We start from the raw sequence: 17989 nt of genomic DNA on the forward strand, positions 1-17989 counted from the left end.
GGGCCTTGCCCGCCTCCCCTGCCACACCGTGCGCGCCACGGGGAGTTCCCACCATTCGGTCTGTTATGCGAAGCCGCCATTAAAAAAATACTTTTAGGAGGGTTGCATGCCACACGATCACGATCATCATCATCATCACGACCACCACCACAGCCACGGTCACAGCCACGACCACGACCACCAGAATGACTCCGCCCCCCTTTCCCTTCAGGAACAGCTGGCCACCCTGCTCACCCACTGGGTCAATCACAACGACGCCCACAAGGGCAATTACCTCACATGGGCAGAACGTGCCCGGGAAGGAGGCTACGATGGCGTATGCCGACTGCTGGAAGAGGTTGTAGAGCTCACCGAGACGGTCTCGGAAAAACTCAAAGAGGCTCAAAAGGAGGTCGACACCGCCCCATGACGCCTCCTGTCTCCGACATGAAAAAAGCGCACCCGAAGGCCTCGGATGCGCTTTTTATCTATTACATCGAAGGGGTGATCCACCCGGCCACGCCCGTGGATCATCCCGATTTCCTCGGCAACTGGGTGGAGGACGCCTCCACCTTCCTCTTTTTCGGGAGCCCCGCCGACGAGGAGGTTGAGCGCCTTACCCGAAACGCTCCCCACCTCACCCTCATCGACCGCTACGACATGACCTACGACCAGTGGCAGGGAGGAGACGCCGAGCCCTTCACCGCCGGGCCCCTTACCGTCCGGCCCTTTGGGCGGGGTGCAGCCCCCGCTGGCGCACCCGGCCCGGACGAAATCTTCCTCGATGCCGGGGTGGTCTTCGGCAACGGGGCGCACCCCACCACCAGCTGCTGCCTCTCGCTGCTGGCAGACATGGGCCCGGGCCTTTCCGGCAAAATCGTTCAGGATCTGGGCACGGGAACCGGACTTCTGGCCCTGGGCGCGGCGCGCCTTGGAGCGAGCCGGGTCCTGGCCGTGGACCTGAACCATCTGGCCGTACGCACCACCCATGAAAATGCCCGGGTCAACGGGCTCTCGCACCGAATCCTGGCCGTCCAGGGACGTGCCGAGGAGCTGGTGCACGCACCGGCGGATCTTGTGGTGGCCAACATCCACTACGACATCATGAAGCACCTGGTTGTCTCGGAGGGGTTTCTCGGAAAACGGGAGGCGATCCTCTCCGGCCTTCTCACCACCGAAGCCGGAAAGATCGAGGCACAGCTCGTCTCACAGGGGTACACCATTGCCGCCCACCATGCTCAGGATGGGATCTGGCACACCTTTCACGTAAAAAGAGGGTAATACTGGTCCCTTTCCGTGTGGTCGTTCATCTCATCGACCTGTTCGGCGGGAATTTCAAAAAAGAGGTGGGTGCCGTCACCGGGGGTGGACTCGATGCGTGCCCTCCCCTTGATGAGCCTCACCCGGTTCTCCATGCCCCTTAATCCCATGCGCTTCTCCCTGAGGACCTCATCCATGCGACGGGCCACATCAAAGCCCTTGCCGTCGTCATCGATGCGCAGGATCACGTGGGGGTGGGCCGCCACCAGCCGGATAATCACACCGTCGGCACCGGCATGTTTACGCACGTTGTTCAGGGCCTCCTGGATAATCCGCTGGATGTGATGCTGCTGCTCCTTGTCCAGGTTCACATTGTGCATCCCGGCCGTGTAGAAATCCACGGAGATCCCGAACCGCTCGCTGAACTCGTCGCAGTAGTTGTAGATGGTGTCCACCAGGCTCATGTTGCCCGTGGTGGGGGGCTGCAGCTCGTAGGCCATCTCACGGACCGTGTTGATGGAACTCTGGAGGATCCCTGAAAACCCGCTGACGGTCTTTTCAAACTCCGACGGGGATTTCCGGGCCGCGTCCACCAGGGTGTCGCAGCTGATCTTCAGGGTGGCCAGCTCCTGGGCCACGTTGTCGTGCAGGTCGTAGGCAATGCGCTGGCGTTCGCCTTCCTGGGCCAGAACCAGCTCTCCGGTAAGGGTCCGGATGCTCTGCTCGGCGTCCTTTAACGGGGTGATGTCATGGGAGTAGAAGGCCACCTGCTCCACCACGCCCCGGATGTCGAACACCGGGTAGATGACGTTGGAGAGAACCAGGCCGTTGTTGTCGTCTTCAAAACGCACGGGGTGACCGCTTTTCACAACGGCCTTCACCTGCTTGCGTCGAAATCGGGCCAGGTCCCGGGAAAAGAAGTCGTAAAAATGTTTGCCCTTGGCGTGGTTCTGACTGATCTTGAGCCGACGGGAAAAGGAGCTGTTGATGGCCAGAATCTTGCCTTCGGTGTCCAGCAGCGCCGCCGAATCGGTGGTGGCGTTGAGAAGGGCCGAGGCCAGGGCCTCCCTTTTCTTGAGCTCCATGGTCAGCTCCACCTGGCGCATGGAGCTGATGAAGAGCCCCTCCACGGTTTTTAAAAACCGGGTAATCATCTCCTCGGGCCACAGGTACTCTTCCTCCGGCCCACCGAACAGGAAAATCCCCCCCTCTTTGCCGTCCCGGCTGTTGAGGTAGAGCCCCACCAGGGCCCTGAAGCCCCGGGCCGTCAAAAACTGCCGCTGCTCGAAATTCAAGTCCGCCAGCTCTGATTTTTGACTCAGAATCAGGATTTTCTCTTCACGCATGGGGGGAAGGAAAACGGAAAAGGCCTGGGGCGAGATGGGCTCGAAACTCCCTTCGGGGTCCTCCTCGGAGATCCACTCGAAAAACAGGATGCATTCATCCTGGCCCCGGGGCACCAGAAAGGCGATGCCCCGCTTGGCCCCGGCAAACCGGGCCACCCGTTTCAAGGCCTTTTCGATAACGTCTCCGGTCCACTCCCCCGTCACGTTCATGAAATCGGACGAGACCGAGGCAAGCATCCGATCCAGTGCCCTTCGGTCCTTGATCTCCTCCCGAAGTGCTTCGTTTTCGGTGATGATATCGGCCAGGGACTGGCCTGTCGGCAGTTGAATCACTTCCGTCATGATTTCCTCCAACTCGTGTCGAGCGTGTCAGGGGCCATCGAAGGGAAAGAGACAATACTCCCATCAACCTTGAAAAAGGAACCGGCGAGCCGGTACAAACGGAATGTTACTTGGAAAGACTCGATTCGACTCGAGGAGAAAAGATGAAACACACCAGAGGTTCATGTGATGACCTCAGACATAGTATATAATCATCATGGTGTCAACATCGTATCCACTGGTTAACCATTTTAACGCACTGATTCAAATAAAGAATTGCCATTCACCGCGAACTCAAACGCCTGACAGGCACCTTAAAAAGGAACATATCGAAAAATCCATCCAACACGCCCGCCCGGAATTTAACCCACTGAAACGGCTCACGATGAAGCCCCAATACAAAAAAATGAAGTTAGAATATTTGTAAGGAATCCGCCGAAACGTCAGGCCGCGGGCAATCCCGCCGCCATGGTTCCTTGGGACGCCGCCTTGGAAAAGGCGTTCTCTCGCCCAAAACAATCTGATATAATATCAAGACTATACCATACCACCATTCGTCTTCAGCCCCATTCCGGCCGTTTCCGGAGACACACCGATCCGCCGGGCACCCACCCGACAAACCGCTTTCTGCATCCAGCCCAGGGAGGCTGCACCATGGCCCACCCGAACCGTCGGTCTTTGGTTTTCGTCGCGTGCCTTACCCTTTGCCTTTTCTTCCCGGGAACTGCCCTTGCCATGGAAAAAAGGTCGTCCGCCGACGACCTCATCGCGGCAGCCCACCCCATAGAGCAGACCAAGACAAAAGGAGACCAGCCATGCTGAAAAGGTATTTCGCAGTGCTCTTGATTCCCCTTATGTGTGCTGCATGCACCCATGGAACCCAGCCAGCAAGCCAAGAGGCATATGGTGTGGCCCATGTCGAAACGGTCAACGGGATCCCCACCCCGGCGTCCTCCACAACCCTTTACGAGGCCATGGATTATTACGGTGCCGTGCTGGCCTATCTCTGGGCCATGCCCGCCATGGGCCTGAAGGGCTGGGAAAACGCCAACGTGGACATGGGGGCCGACCCGAGCCTGGACGGCCGGATCTGCCTCTACCAGGGCTATGACGGTGCCGCCGGTATCCTGACCCCCAACACGGAGGTCACCTACGTGATCTCCTTTGTGGACACCCATGTCCATGGCCCTGCGGTCTGGGTCATTCCCCCGGGCAGCACCGCCGGATATGTGGGAGACCAGTGGCAACGGCCCATCCTGGATACGGGGGTCACCGGACCGGACCGGGGAGAAGGCGTCAAGCTGCTTATTGTCGGCCCTGAAAACGAGGTGCCGGACCATGACGGCAGCTACACGGTGGTGGAATCCCCCACCAACGTGGTCTGGCTGGGCACCCGGAACATGGCCCCCAAGGGCCCGGAACATGACCGCATCAACGCGGCGTTTGATTCCTATCCCTTTGGCAGCCCGAAGCTTGCGGATCGAGTAAAGTTCCAAAAAGGCACAGGCGCCTTCAAGCAGTACCAGCCCCACGGCATGGCCTTCTGGGAGAACCTCAACGCCATGGTGCAGCGAGAGGTAATGGCCGACCGAGATCTCTTCTTCTACGCCATCCTGCAAAACCTGGGCATCGAAAAGGGCAAGCCGTTCAGCCCCTCACCGGAGCAGATAAGCCTGCTGGAGGAGGCCGAGCGGGTCGGGTATCTCATGGCGGTCAACAACAGCTTTAAAAAACGCATCGACGGCGCCCGGTACTACCCGGACAGGCGCTGGTATGTGGCGCTGATCAACACCCCCGACCAGGTTCAGCCCACCCACGGAGAGCTCTTCGAAAGGGCGTCGTGGTTCCATGAAGCCATCGGCTCCACCCGGGCCATGAAGCTGTCGAAACCGGGCCCGGGAAGCACCTACCTGGGCCAGTACGAAGACAGCCAGGGCATTGGATTCGACGGCGGAAAAAACTACAGGCTCGTGGTGCCCGCCGACGTCCCTGCGGGTCAGTTCTGGGCCCTCACCGTCTATGAGAGCGACTCCCGCACCCTGATCCGAAACCAGCAGAAAAAAGCAGAAATCAACTCCCTGAACAACGTGACGGCAAACGATGACGGCACCACCACCCTTTACATCGGCCCCGATTCCCCTAAAGGCATGGAGAGCAACTGGATACAAACAGCCCAAGGCCAGAACTGGTTCACCTACTTCAGGCTGTACGAACCCCGTCAGCCGTACTTCGACAAATCCTGGGTGCTAAACGACATTGAGCAGATGCCATAAGCACCGGACTGACAGCCACAATAAAACGATGGAATAAAACGGAGGGAACCACAATGATTGCCCGGAAAACACATCGTAAGGTCGGCAGAGGACCAACGGGGTTTTGGATACATGGCGTCAAGACGGCACTGGTTGGATGCCTCCTGGTTGGTATCCTGCTGCAGCCTGCCCTGGCCGGGCCGGAAGCACAGGACCAGGCCGGAGCCTCCTCATCCAACGCAGAGGCACAGGCCAATAACCCCCTGGCCAACATGAAGGCCTTCAACCTCCAGAACTATTACATCGGCAAACTCACCGAGTCCGATGAAGACGCCAACCAGTTTGTGTTCCGCTATGCCCAGCCCATCAGTATCGGAGAGACCTCCTGGCTGATGCGGGCCTCGCTGCCGGTGAACACCTTTCCGACACCGCCTGATGGAAGCAAAGAGACCGGCCTGGGGGATTTCAACATTTTTGCAGCCTACCTCTTCGACACAGGCAACCCCGGGATCAGCGTGGGCCTGGGGCCGCAGCTCACCGCTCCCACGGCAACAGACGACGACCTGGGCTCCGAGCAGTGGTCGGCCGGGCTGGCCCAGGTCACCTTTGTGGCCACCTCCCCTGTGTTCCAGTACGGCTACCTGCTGACCTGGCAGGCCAGCTTTGCCGGTGAAGACGACCGGGATGACGTCAACATCGGGGTGTTGCAGCCCTTTGCGTTCTTCCAGCTGGGGGACGGCATCTACCTGCGGGCGGCGCCCCTGTGGGTCTACAACTTTGAAAGGGACTATTACTCTGTACCCATGGGCGTCGGCATCGGGAAAGTCATCAAAAAAGGGACCACAGTCTACAACCTCTTCATCGAACCACAGTATTCCGTGGCCGACGACGGTCCCGGTCAACCCCAATGGCAGATCTTCTTTGCCCTGAACATGCAGTTTCTGGGCGGATAAATCGCCCACGGCCCCCGCTTGACAACACAGTGTCAATATGACACCTTGTTGTCATAAAAGGGGGCCGCAATGCACCACACAAAAACCGGACGCAAACTCACAGATCTTATCTTAGAGATATTCCGGGCCAACGGGGCCATCATCAATGCCGGAAATGCCCTCGTCAAGGACCTCGGCCTCACAAGTGCGCGATGGCAGGTGTTGGGTGCATTGACAGAAGGGCCCGCAACCGTCTCAGACATTGCCCGGCACATGGGCCTGTCTCGCCAGAATGTGCAGCGCATAGCCAACCAGTTAATCAAAGACGGCTTTATCGATACCCGGGACAACCCGGCCCACCGCCGTGCAAAGCTGTGCTCGCTCTCCCCGTCGGGCAGAAAAGCCATGGACGAAATAACCACAAGACAAATTGCCTGGGCCAACGAATTTTCAAAAGGCATGGAGCTTGAAGAGATGACCGTCGCGGCCTCGAAAATAAGAAGCATCCGAGAAAAATTAACCAATGACCACGAGGTGAGTGAGTGACCGCGACCCAAACCGTTTACCTGTTTCTTTTTGATACCCTTTCGGACTGGGAAATAGGCTATGTCACGACAGGGCTGAACAACCCCATGATGCAAAAGACCCCGGGCGCGTATCGGTTAAAAACCTTCAGTATTGATGGCAGGCCGGTCCGATCGGCTGGCGGGCTCAACATCACACCGGACATAAGCATGGATGAGGTTACGCTCTCGGGTGCTGAGATGCTGATACTTCCCGGAGGGGCAAGCTGGGAGAAAGGCGCCCATGAGGACGTGGCTGAGCTGGCGAAAACATTCCATGACAACAACCTGAAGGTGGCGGCTATCTGCGGTGCAACATACGGCCTTGCACGCATCGGACTACTTGATTCCATCCGGCATACAAGCAACGCCAAAGCGTACCTCGAAGCGTCGAATTACCAGGGGGGCAACCATTACGTCGGTGCCCTGGCTGTCCACGACGAGAATGTGATCACAGCTTCGGGAACGGCGCCCCTGGAATTTGCCAGGGAGATATTTCAAACGCTGCATCTTTACAAAGACGACGTACTGAGGGCCTGGTACGAGCTGTTTAAAACCAGTTCACCAGAAGCGTTTCCTGCCCTTATGAACGCATTGGAAGCGTAAAGACATCTGCATCAACAGGGCTGTCTCCTCCCCTGATAAACCAACGGGAGGCGGCATAAAGCCCCCCCTTCAGCCACAATCCCAAAACTCTTCACGTCATGGTCCGGGATAATCCTGTACACGTGGTCTTCCGGGTAAAGGACAGAGCGCCAGGCGTGTCCATCGTTTCCTGTAAAAGCGTCTCCACCGCCAAAATGCCTTTAACAAAAAGGCCTCCACTTTCATGCCGATTGCTATGGCGTTGGCCGCATGACACCGTTTTTATCCCGCTTCAACGGATGGGCCTGGACAGGAAGCGGGGCGCCAGGGACCTCCGTTACGGAAACACCATGGGGCCACTGCTTTGGAGCAACGGCAATATATCGCGCGTAGCCACCTGTGCCCCCCTTTGGCTTTGCAAAGCCGATAATGATCAGTGCCCCTGCCTCCGGTACTTTGTCGAGGTTGGCCACCCCTTCTGCCTGGGCAAAATGGTTATGCATCAGCCAGTATTCCCCTTCGAGTGTGGGTGTCGTATCCGTGTCCAGGGGCTCATGGCCGTGGAACAGGATGTGTCGTTCCAGGTGAAGAAACTTGAGCGCCTCCAGGCCGACCCCGGGGAAGGGCTTTTTGTTGAACCGCTCGGTATCCGCCCACTGCTTGTACCAGTCCGACCGGACCATCACCACAGCCCCTTTCGGGATGCGGCCATACTTTTTTTCCCAGGCTTTGATATCTTCGACCTGCAGGTGGTAGCCCTTGTCTTTTTCTACTTTGCCATGGATATCAATGACCACCAGGGGACGAATGGCGTAGGTCGCCGGGATGTCGCTTATGGTCGCCCCGAATTTGTCCCAGTGGGCCGGTGGGTCAAGCTGTGTTCCGTACTGATCAGTCGTCAGCATATATGCTGTGGCCACGAAACCATGCTTGTCATAGGTAAATTCCTGCCCGGGAGCCACATACCCGTCGATGCCTTTGCCCGCCCTGGCCGGTTTAAATGACGCATTGGCAAACCCCGGCCACACCGGCTGCTCAGGCTCAAATGCATGGGTAAGATCGATGTACCTGGCGCTTTCAAACACGTCGGAATAAACACCCCAAAGCCCCGGGGCTGCCCCGTCGGCAGACGCAGGAAGCCCGGCAAACACAGCGACACAGATAACCACCACACAGACCAGCTTTTTCATGATGCTTCCCCCTTCAACGTGAATGGATTTGGGAGGCCTGCGACAAAGCCCCCTGGTCGGAATACGTGCTCTTCTTTTCAATGAAACAAAGCGATATGTAATGTGCACCGTATGCCCCGCCCCCAATGTGATATGACAAGTCGCAAAAACCCATCATATATTGCTCACGATCTCCAGCGCATCCTTTCCCCCTAAATCCCACCAAAGACAACCAACAACCCATACTCATGATCAAATTTAGTAATTCGGGGTTTTAAATCTAAATAATTCATTAGGATCATAATAATAGAAAATACCTGCAAGCATATGATAATTGTAATATGACCATTCAGAGTCTTTTTTGTTTGTTTTTACAGACCAAAAATAAATGTGGGAGGGTTTGAGGGCAACTTCAACAGAGTGTTCTGGCTCTGATAGATTTTCACGAAAATACACCATATTGGGCTTAAATGTTTTCCACCCCGGTAAAAACTTTATTTTCGCTTCAGGTCCTTCATGGATAACTAAGTCGTATTTTACATTGGTATCTTCCGCTCTTTTCCACTTTAAAGTCGGTTTAAGGTTGTCGACCTCCACAATATGATAAGCCGGATGCCCAACATCAGGAGATATAGGCTTGACGCCATTAAAAGTGGCGCAGGCATTAAGAGTTAAAGCCATTAACACCCCACAAAAAATGTGCAAAAGATGCTTCACAGCGTATCCCCTTATTTTGCAAGTTCTGTTGTGCCTGTAGAACAGCCTGCGCTGAAGAAATATCGTCGCCCTATGTTACAACAAAACATCAAGGAAACATTTATATATTGCAAAGTAAAACAGGGCGGACCAAAGGCCATAAATACAAAGTTCAACACTCAGCGTCTGACATAGCGAATAACGACTCTACAATGTAGAACAAGTCTAAAAATTCAAGCATGTCGCCCATTGTTTTTATTTTAAATGCCCCACGTCAAATTCAATAACGAATTCTTTAAACCCATGGTCGATAAAGCAATCATTCGAAACACCATCAATTTGATTGAAAGGTGAAAGCTCCTCTATACACCTTACAGCGCTTAGATCGAATGTATCAGATCCACTACTTTTAGTTATTTGCAAATGCCTGACCTTAGACATTGGATCAACTTCAAATGATATTATGGTTCTGAAGTCAGGTTCTGTATCGCCTGAAAAATGCCAATTCTCTCGTAAAGCAATTTCCAGTGAAGTTAAGCAGCTAACTGCATCTGCATTTTCATTCTTTTGTAAATTGTGCTTCGAGATACAACCTACAAGCATTAAAATCATTACGGATGAGATTAACGATAGTGGGAAAACAACCTTACACCAACAATAACCTATTGAACTATTATCATTTCTCACGAGCAACTCAAAAAACCTGCTCCACGTTTTTTTTTCAACCAAAATAACTCTTCTCCACATATTGAACACGATCATCCCCGACAAAACCTGCGATGCCCTCACTCGTAGGATGGGCAAAGCGCCAGCGTGCCCATCTTTACCCCTCACGCCTCCACCAACCGATTCTAAAGCACATCCCCACAAAGAACATATCCCGGGCACTGCGCGAATCGAGTCCCCCAATATTCAAGGTATCAGAGTTGAAAACATGAATGCCTCCGGCCCGGCCAAAGGGAAATAGCCCTGAGCAAAAAACAGCAAATTACATGCTATTGCTTTGGCCAAGCCGTTTTGCCGTGAAACATCCGGGTTAGAACCTCTTTACCAAACCAACCCGAAAAGAATCTGCTTCAAAATCTACGTTATGATTAAAGCCGTCATCAGGAAGGTTTGGAAGCCTGCTCTCTACTTCAAATATGTCATCAAACTTGTAGTAAGCATATTCCGCTTTGATTCCCCAGCCATTGGAGATTTGGTATTCATAGCCTACTCCGGCGGTCCATCCCCAAGACGTTTCACTTTCATCAACCTGGGTCTGTTGCAATGAGTCTTTGAAAGAAAATTCATATGAGAATTTTGAAAGCGCTACGCCACCCATCACATAGAAGAGGGAATTTTTGTAAGCATACCCGACTCGAGGTGTGAGGCTCACCATCCAGTCAGTCTCAAAGGTTGTGGAAAGGTAAAAGGTATCAGCGTTGGTATCGTATATATCGCTAAAAGATTCCTCTTCAGAAAATGAAGAATACATAACGGCTGCTTCCAACCCAAGCACGATTGAATTGAGCTGATAATCCCCCCCAAAAAAGAGACTTCCGGACATATTTTGTGCATCGATCTCCTTCGAGGCTATCGGATCGAGCTGAGCGGCATCACGAATGGGCGTAAAATATGAATCTGCTACAGTGGTCACGGAAGGGTTCGCCTCTCCGTCAAGGGCTCCGACTGTGGCTCCGGCATAAAAGCCTGTCCAGTCGGAATCAGCCATCGCGCATGTAGCGGCAAGGCAATACAGTATCACGGTAAAAGCAAGAGACGTTGTCATGCGAAAAGCAGTCGATGTGAATTGATTCTTCATAACCCCTCCTTGTGGATAGTCCCTGAAAGTCTAATTAACTCGATTTCAAATCGTCACGTTTGAGTTGAAACGGACACCACCCTCCCATCCCGGGGAGAGGCCCCTATGGATTCTACAGAACCAGAGAGAAAGGAAATAAGTTCATCCTCGATAATTAACTTCACGAGGAACTCATACGTAATTGGCGGAGCCTACCCCATATGAAACTGACTTGTAAATATCATATTGTAATCGCAACAATGAAGCTGTGCACATGGTATATGCATGGAGCCAAAAGAAACAGCAAAGAGGGTTGGTTTCCTACTCATTCGACACAATCTATTTCTTAACCCGAATATTTCACGAGCCGAGTGCACTCATAGTCAAAGCATCAGAGCTGCAGAAGTCGTGGTTTTATAAAGGCCCTGATAACGCAGAAGAAGGGTGAGAAAATTGAGGTGCTCTTTATTGATGACAGGGTCGGCTGACACAGCGTTAAGGAAAGAAGCAACGCAACCAATCCCCATCCTAACCAATCACCCCAAATGCACCGGCGGCAGAAGGATCGGCAAGGTGCACGTATGCCCCGGCCTGAGTGGCTTCAGCCATGTGCTCTTTATCTTCCGGTTCGAACACGATCAAAACGGGTAGAGTCTTTAATTCAGGGGTGTTACGAACCTCGTTGAAAAATGCGATGCCATTCATAATCGGCATATTCCACGTTGTGACAACGAAGTCATATGCTTCTTCTTTCAGCATGGATAAAGCGGTATGACCGTCATCGGCTTGAAATGTATTTGTAAAACCGTTATCTCGCAACAAGGCCTTGATAAATCGTCTCTTTGCAGAGGAATCATTCACAATGAGAACCTTCATATCCTTGTCCAAAGCAATCCCCCCTGTAAATATTCGAACTGTCGGCAGTTCCTCCGGCAGAGCCCGTTCTAATATAATCCCGCAAACTGTTTTACGTTGCACTCTCCTGCCGCTCAAAAGGCCTGAACGGCTGAAGAGAGGGAACATGGATGTTAAACCCTATCCCGGATATTTCATGAGTCGAGAGCACCCATATGCAAGGCATCAGAGCTGCAAATGTCGTGGTTTTAGAAAAGATCTTCAATCATGCCACGTTTCGGTTAGCAGCTTTTCCACCCTTGAACACCTATCCTCTGCATGTGCAATGGCTTTCTTGATTTGGCTCCAGTTTATAAGGTCGTTCTTCCATTCATCAGGCCGATTTGCTGCCAATTCTAAGATCCCATTGGCTTTATTAACACTTTCTTTAAACTTTCTTTCATATGTGCGCCGTTCAGAGGTATATTCCGCTGAATTTTTTGGAAACGGTATCATCAACTCGAATCTTATGGGCAACACCATCTGCAACACGATGAGTTTGCACGTCCTGACAACCTTGCCATTTTTATATGAAAGCTTGGCACTTACCCATATCTCTTTCTGATAATCCTGGGCATCCAACAAATACGCTGCATAATTGCCAATTTGTGCCTTTGTAAGAGACTGATTCAGAATATCCCAAAATTCGTCATGCATTTCCCTGGTTACAGAACCATTAAGGGCAGTCGTCCTATAAAAAATCTCTTTCAGCTCAGGGGGATAGTCTATAGCGTGCACTTCAGCTTGAGGTGTAAAAGCGAAAATCATCAAACATAACAACATGTTTTTAAACAACTCTTATATCTCCACTACACATACATAAAAAGAGACTCCCCTGCTTATAGGGGGGCAAATACACACGTCATCTTATCCTCAAGCAGAACACAATAGAAATAAAACTAACTGAAAAACTTTCCCTTAAAAAAATTCTCATGTCCAAGTTTCTTTGCAGTCATCCGAAACATAACGCAACCGTCCGGGCAAACAATGTCCTTGTTGTATTTACCATTTCCACCGATGTTCTCTAAATCGCCACCACTTCTGACCGCCTCCATGATTGGGAACATCATCATCATTACTTTGGAGCAGATACCCTGACCATCCTTATTCACAGGGCAGCCATACGTGCAGGCGTACTTATCTCCAATCTCCTCGCCGTTTCTGCAATATCCCTCTGTTTGATCACCTCGAAGAAACCCTGTCACCTCGATGTCCCATTCATATTCTTCATCATACCATTTTTTCACAATCAACCTCCAAGCTATTGTTTGTAAACCTGAAAACTTATTCCATTTGATGTACCCTGAGATGAAATTTAAAACCGCGCAGACTACTGAGGTCAGGCTTACTCACTTAGGACAAACCTGCTTTCTATGTCTTTTGTGTATTTCTACTTTTGCCAAACACTGTCTTAACAAACCGTATCCTTGTAAATCGCCGCTTTTACGTATAAGGTTTCTGTCTGTTTTTCAGACACAATCTACCATCAATCAACACACCGTCACTGTCTCGGCTTTGACACTGATGTGGTGATCCTCAAAGGTATAACTCACGCAATGATTCGCCCAGCTATCAAAACAGTACTTCCACTCTTCGGCATCCTCCTGGCCGCTGCGATCGTGGTTGCCGACCCCAACGATCAAATCCTTCACAACACACAGGAAAACACCCTGCAGTCGGCTCCTTGTTCCCATCAGGATGTTTCAGGGTCCCCCCGAGCGTACTACACAGGAAAATCGGGCCAGCGCCTGTTGAACCCCGCCACAACGCAGGCGTTTCCCACCACGCGTCAGGCCGTGTGGAAAAATCCGCCTCTGAGAAGCGATTATCCGAACTAAGGCCCATCCCGAAAGAACGCCTGCACGTCCCTCAATGCATCCGCTCAAGCCTCGGTCAGTCGCTTTAGAGAATACACCCCTTCAATTCCTTTGACACGCTGCGGGATCTTTTCCCGCGTCGTCTGGAACCGGTCTTTGAACGTTTCGTAGCGGGTTTCGACAAATGCCCTGGACCCGATAATCCCCGAATCCGTAAAATACCGGGACCTGTATCGAAGGCGTCTGACGCGATTCATCTCGAACCCTCGCACCGTCTCTTCATCCAGAACCCTTTTGGATATCCGCGCTTTTCCCCTCTTCTCGATGGCTCCGGCATGGTAGAGATACTCTCTGTATGTCCTGAGCTGCCTTGAGGCATCGTCAACACCGAAATCAGGGGACCCCAGGTCCGACGAGAGAAAGCCATCCTTATTGCCGGTCTGAATGTGATATCCAATTGAGCACCAACGATAGTCCTCGGGGCGTTTCACGATACCGGCCCTCACCGCATTCAGATCGATGTAGGCAAGACAGTGGATCAAGGTGTTTCCCTGCTCAACAATCACGCTCTTAAAGCGCTCTCCCCAAAGAGTCCCTTTTCGCTTTTTCCGCTTATTGTAAAAGCACGAAAACCGCTGCTTGATGTCCTTCACATAGGCCGACAGGCTGCAGAACCGCTCCCGGTACTCCGTAAGCCGCCCCTCGGGAAACGCCGCATCTTCACCATAAAGACGCTGAAACCGCCGTCGCACCTCCTCATCGGAAATCATATCGCAAGGGCTCACCTCAACCAGCAGATGAAAATGATTTCCCATAACGGCAAATCCCAGAACGTCCACACAATAAACCGATGAAAATGTCTGAATGATGCGAACCAGCTCATCCTTTTCAACCTTCCCGAACGGAAGGCCGTCTAAGGCAGTTCGGCTGATCACATGATAGGCGGCCTTTTGACCTGAATCCGTCACGACCATACGGGGAACTCGCGGCATAGCACCCTCCTTCACGGTCTTACAGAATTTGATATGACTTTGGTTTTGGTGAGTCGATTTTGATATGATTACGGAGTGATATTGATTTATGGAACTATCTCACAGAAAGGGGCGAGGGGTCCAGCATAAAGAGCCTGTCCCCTGTTTCCATTAGATTTACCAAACATACAGAATAGAGCAAACAGTATGGAGACTACCAATACAATCACAGATAGAGTTAATACAATCCCTGCAATTTTTTTCATCATGCTCACATTCCTATATCATTCTATAAATGCCTGAGTGACCCGAACAGCCTGCCCCCTCTTTCGCTCTTGTAAAAAGACTGTCCCCTGTTTCACGATTCTTAAAACAAAACCAGCTATTTGGTCAAACCGGTACATATTTGATAAAACGTTATTAGTGCAAAAGGGGTACTTATCTCCTACACACAAGATCCTATCTTTAGGAACGCTATATATCCAAGGTGGCCCTGGAGTTGCTACCCATTTATAGTTACCGTTTTCGTCAATAGTACTGAAGTCACTTTTCCCGAAATATTGATTGACATGCCAGACAAAACAATTTTGATCTTTTCCATTGTCCATTAGAAATGGCACATCATTAACAAACATACGGCCATCATATTCAATTCTGATAACATCTCCAGGTAGTCCTGCAACTCTTTGCACATTCATCTGATAAAAGAATAAATCATCTAACCTGAAACTACTTGTTGAATGTTTACTTGTATCAACAAGAACAATAGCCCCTCTTTCCAACTGCCTTGGTTGAAAATCAACCATCATGACATCGCCCTTTTTTACAGTAGGGCTCATCATAGAATTATGTGTTACATAGTAATCTGTAATATAAGTTCTAACATATGCAATCATGTTTGAGGGAGGGGCACCACCAACAAGAATCAAAATTAATATAAAGGCGAGTGGTAACTCCCGTATGCGTTTTAAATAAAGGAACTTCAAACCGAACACGATGATAAAGCATGTAAAAAAGGAATTTAAAATTGTTATTAATAGAAGGGGAACGCGAAAGTATACACCGATGCAATGGGTCGTAATACTTAATAATAACTGAATTATAAAGACTACTTTCCCGATATAACCGCTGTTTCCTATTCCAGTCCAACATGTCGTCAAAAAAGTATATTTCCAAGATGAATAAGAAGCTTTTCTTGATACATATGGAGCCAAATTCCTATATAGTATGAAAGGTGAAATCCATGTTAATAATACAAAAAAAATCAACCCCATAATTGGAACATGTATGGAAACAGATGGTGTAAATATTTCAAAAAAAAGTAAGCCGCTAAACAATCTGAATACGAAAACAAATACACCGGTGGCTAAATTTCCATTTAGTACGTGACCGCTCCCTGTTACGAGGAGTTCCCAACACAGCAACTTCCACATCCTACCTGCAGAAATATTTCTTTTTTTGTATACTGAACTCAATTAATAGCCTTTATCTTGATTATTTATGCCTGCATTATCGTAAGATGATAAATCAACCAGTATAAAGGGCCAGCCACCCAATTTTATTTTGCTCGTGTCTATTTGGCGACAGTGCCGAAAACAAAAAACAGAAGTTGTATCACTACTGGTACCCCTAAAACGTACGGCAAGAACTTTAAAAATTTCCATTTGGCTGTTTTATTGTATGAAATGTAGTTAACAATAAAGCAAATCGAAACCATTACTGTAAATAATGAAATGCCAAACCAATAAAAAAAAGAATAACTTGTATATATACCAAAAGAGATACTCACTGTTAATATTATTAAGGCAATTGCAATAGGTAGTCTCGTTGCTTTATTGATTATTTTCATTTTATTAAATTTAGTGATTCAGTAGAATAACCGATTTATAAGGAATACCCAAATAGGCTGATAGCATAAGGAGCCTGTTCCCTGTTTCCCTGTTTCCCTATTTCCCATAACGGCAAACCCCAGGACATCCACACAATAAACCGATGAAAACGTCTTAATGATGCGAACCAGCTCATCCTTTTAAACCTTCCCGAACGGAAGGCCGTCCAGCGCAGTTCGGCTGATCACATGGTAAGCGGCCTTTTGACCTGAATCCGTCACGACCATACGGGGAACTCGCGGCATAGCACCATCCTTCACGGTCTTACAGAATTTATGTGGATTTGGTTTTGATAAGTCGATTTTGATATGATTACGGAGTGATATTGATTTATGGAACTATCTCACAGAAAGGGGCGAGGGATCCAGCATAAAGAGCCTGTTTCCTGTTTCTCTGATTCTGTTTCCATAAATGGGTTTGCAGGACCACCTCACAGGTGAATATGAGAGGTCCCGCATAAAGAGCCTGCCCCTATTTCTTTCTACTTCATCAAAGCATTACCTCGGCTGCTTTTCCCATTAAATCCTTTTTTCTTATACCCACGTTGTGACATCTGTACCGTCGTCTTTTTACTGTCCCATCGCTTCTGATTTTATCAGGCTTTTTCGAAAAGTACACAACCAAGCAATAAGTTGGTGTGAAGCAGTACCAATGTTCAATTGTCCCACAATAACTATTTTTGTAATCCGGTTCTTTATCAAGAATATCCTTAACACCACCACGTTTTTTTTTAATTAATTTTTCACTATATTGATTGTATATTTTTTTTATGGTGCGACTATCTTCTGCCTCAGAAGAATATCCTATCGATACGGAGAGAAAAGAAGAAAAAAACATCAGTATGCATAATGCCGCTATATATCTCATCATGGTTCCTATCGTGGTAAAAAGGGTTGTGAGTATATTTAATCAATAATTTGTTAGATGAATAGAGCTAAATATTTGCCAAAGAGGGGTAGGAGCTATACCAACATATTTGGAACGAGCTTTCTATCTTTTACAGTTTTGATTTTTTTTTACCGGAACAGAAAATTGATAGTCCCGAAGATGCGCCACACACTTCAGTAAGGGCAATGCCATAACCCCTATCTCATGCCGACTTTGTAAATCGCCTTATGGATAGCCTAACACATAAAAATTATATACAATTAAATTTAGTCAAATTTACATATCTACCCCCTTTCGTCTTTTATAGCCTTATGAGATAAACCCGGGTGAACATTCCTATATATACTTCCATTTTATTAACTTTAAAGATTTTGTAGAATAACTGATTTATAAGGAATACCCAAATAGGCTGATAGCATAAGGAGCCTGTCCGCTGTTTCTCCCTGTTTTCATCTTAGACGCCAAAATGTCAAATGTGTAGGCCTGCCCCCTTCACGCGCCGTAAGCCCGGTCGGAGTGAAAGGGCATTGTTCAAGAAAGCCGCTACGCGGCAAATCATTCCTCAACCTGCATAGCAAAAATCAATATCCCTGCATCCCAGCATATTTAAAACGAAAGAAAAACATCGTAGCCTTCCTGTAACT

At 49.7% G+C, this 17989-nt stretch carries 17 protein-coding genes; 6 read left to right on the forward strand and 11 right to left on the reverse strand.

From position 1 onward, the window contains the following. The first annotated feature begins 106 nt into the window (after window positions 1-106). Together MSL71_RS04920 and MSL71_RS04925 are read left to right on the forward strand one after the other, a co-directional pair. A complete protein-coding gene (locus tag MSL71_RS04920) occupies window positions 107-409 on the forward strand; it encodes a DUF8180 domain-containing protein (RefSeq protein ID WP_180137525.1) in 303 nt (100 codons plus the stop codon). Next, a complete protein-coding gene (locus MSL71_RS04925) occupies window positions 406-1260 on the forward strand; it encodes a 50S ribosomal protein L11 methyltransferase (RefSeq protein ID WP_180137526.1) in 855 nt (284 codons plus the stop codon). Before MSL71_RS04920 ends, MSL71_RS04925 begins: the two co-directional genes overlap by 4 nt. Here the strand turns inward: MSL71_RS04925 and MSL71_RS04930 are convergent. Further along, window positions 1242-2927 carry a PAS domain-containing sensor histidine kinase gene (locus tag MSL71_RS04930; protein WP_180137527.1) on the reverse strand — a complete coding sequence of 562 codons (1686 nt, stop codon included), beginning with the start codon at window positions 2925-2927 and terminating at the stop codon, window positions 1242-1244. The genes MSL71_RS04925 and MSL71_RS04930 overlap by 19 nt on opposite strands. Window positions 2928-3814: 887 nt before the next feature. On the opposite strand from MSL71_RS04930, the gene MSL71_RS04935 reads away from it, so the two are divergent. The 4 genes from MSL71_RS04935 to MSL71_RS04950 all read left to right on the forward strand — a co-directional run bounded on the left by MSL71_RS04935 (window position 3815) and on the right by MSL71_RS04950 (window position 7259). Beyond that, a complete protein-coding gene (locus MSL71_RS04935) occupies window positions 3815-5179 on the forward strand; it encodes a DUF1214 domain-containing protein (protein WP_180137528.1) in 1365 nt (454 codons plus the stop codon). A 53-nt stretch (window positions 5180-5232) separates the two neighbouring features. Next, window positions 5233-6111, forward strand: coding sequence for a hypothetical protein (locus tag MSL71_RS04940; RefSeq protein WP_218950955.1), 879 nt, complete (start codon window positions 5233-5235; stop codon window positions 6109-6111). Window positions 6112-6180: 69 nt separating this feature from the next. After that, window positions 6181-6636: a MarR family winged helix-turn-helix transcriptional regulator gene (locus MSL71_RS04945; protein ID WP_180137529.1), complete on the forward strand. Its 456-nt coding sequence runs from the start codon at window positions 6181-6183 to the stop codon at window positions 6634-6636. Continuing rightward, window positions 6633-7259: a type 1 glutamine amidotransferase family protein gene (locus MSL71_RS04950; RefSeq protein WP_180137530.1), complete on the forward strand. Its 627-nt coding sequence runs from the start codon at window positions 6633-6635 to the stop codon at window positions 7257-7259. Before MSL71_RS04945 ends, MSL71_RS04950 begins: the two co-directional genes overlap by 4 nt. 233 nt (window positions 7260-7492) lie before the next feature. On the opposite strand, the gene MSL71_RS04955 is transcribed toward MSL71_RS04950, so the two are convergent. The 10 genes from MSL71_RS04955 to MSL71_RS05000 form a co-directional block, all read right to left on the reverse strand. Continuing rightward, window positions 7493-8428, reverse strand: coding sequence for a cyclase family protein (locus tag MSL71_RS04955; RefSeq protein WP_180137531.1), 936 nt, complete (start codon window positions 8426-8428; stop codon window positions 7493-7495). A 237-nt stretch (window positions 8429-8665) separates the two neighbouring features. After that, window positions 8666-9124, reverse strand: coding sequence for a hypothetical protein (locus tag MSL71_RS04960; protein WP_180137532.1), 459 nt, complete (start codon window positions 9122-9124; stop codon window positions 8666-8668). 234 nt (window positions 9125-9358) lie between these two features. Beyond that, window positions 9359-9937, reverse strand: a complete 579-nt coding sequence (locus tag MSL71_RS04965; protein ID WP_180137533.1) for a TonB C-terminal domain-containing protein — start codon at window positions 9935-9937, stop codon at window positions 9359-9361. Between the two features lie 202 nt (window positions 9938-10139). Beyond that, the gene (locus tag MSL71_RS04970; RefSeq protein WP_180137534.1) at window positions 10140-10907 is read right to left on the reverse strand and encodes an outer membrane protein; all 768 of its coding nucleotides are present in this window, start codon (window positions 10905-10907) and stop codon (window positions 10140-10142) included. A gap of 507 nt (window positions 10908-11414) precedes the next feature. Beyond that, on the reverse strand, window positions 11415-11909 hold the full coding sequence (locus MSL71_RS04975) for a response regulator (RefSeq protein ID WP_218950956.1): 495 nt from the start codon (window positions 11907-11909) through the stop codon (window positions 11415-11417). A gap of 93 nt (window positions 11910-12002) precedes the next feature. Beyond that, window positions 12003-12575 (reverse strand): hypothetical protein, encoded by a 573-nt coding sequence (locus tag MSL71_RS04980; protein ID WP_180137535.1) that lies wholly within the window; start codon window positions 12573-12575, stop codon window positions 12003-12005. A gap of 104 nt (window positions 12576-12679) precedes the next feature. Then, complete coding sequence (locus MSL71_RS04985) at window positions 12680-13027, reverse strand: TIGR04076 family protein (protein WP_180137536.1); 348 nt, start codon at window positions 13025-13027, stop codon at window positions 12680-12682. A gap of 635 nt (window positions 13028-13662) precedes the next feature. Next, a complete protein-coding gene (locus tag MSL71_RS04990) occupies window positions 13663-14589 on the reverse strand; it encodes a transposase (protein WP_180137537.1) in 927 nt (308 codons plus the stop codon). 263 nt (window positions 14590-14852) lie between these two features. Continuing rightward, window positions 14853-16043: a S26 family signal peptidase gene (locus tag MSL71_RS04995; protein ID WP_180137538.1), complete on the reverse strand. Its 1191-nt coding sequence runs from the start codon at window positions 16041-16043 to the stop codon at window positions 14853-14855. Window positions 16044-16946: 903 nt separating this feature from the next. Next, on the reverse strand, window positions 16947-17327 hold the full coding sequence (locus tag MSL71_RS05000) for a hypothetical protein (protein ID WP_180137539.1): 381 nt from the start codon (window positions 17325-17327) through the stop codon (window positions 16947-16949). Window positions 17328-17989 lie beyond the last annotated feature (662 nt).

It is taken from the genome of Desulfoluna butyratoxydans (assembly GCF_900699765.1).
In the GTDB taxonomy this organism is placed as follows: Bacteria; Desulfobacterota; Desulfobacteria; order Desulfobacterales; family Desulfolunaceae; genus Desulfoluna; species Desulfoluna butyratoxydans.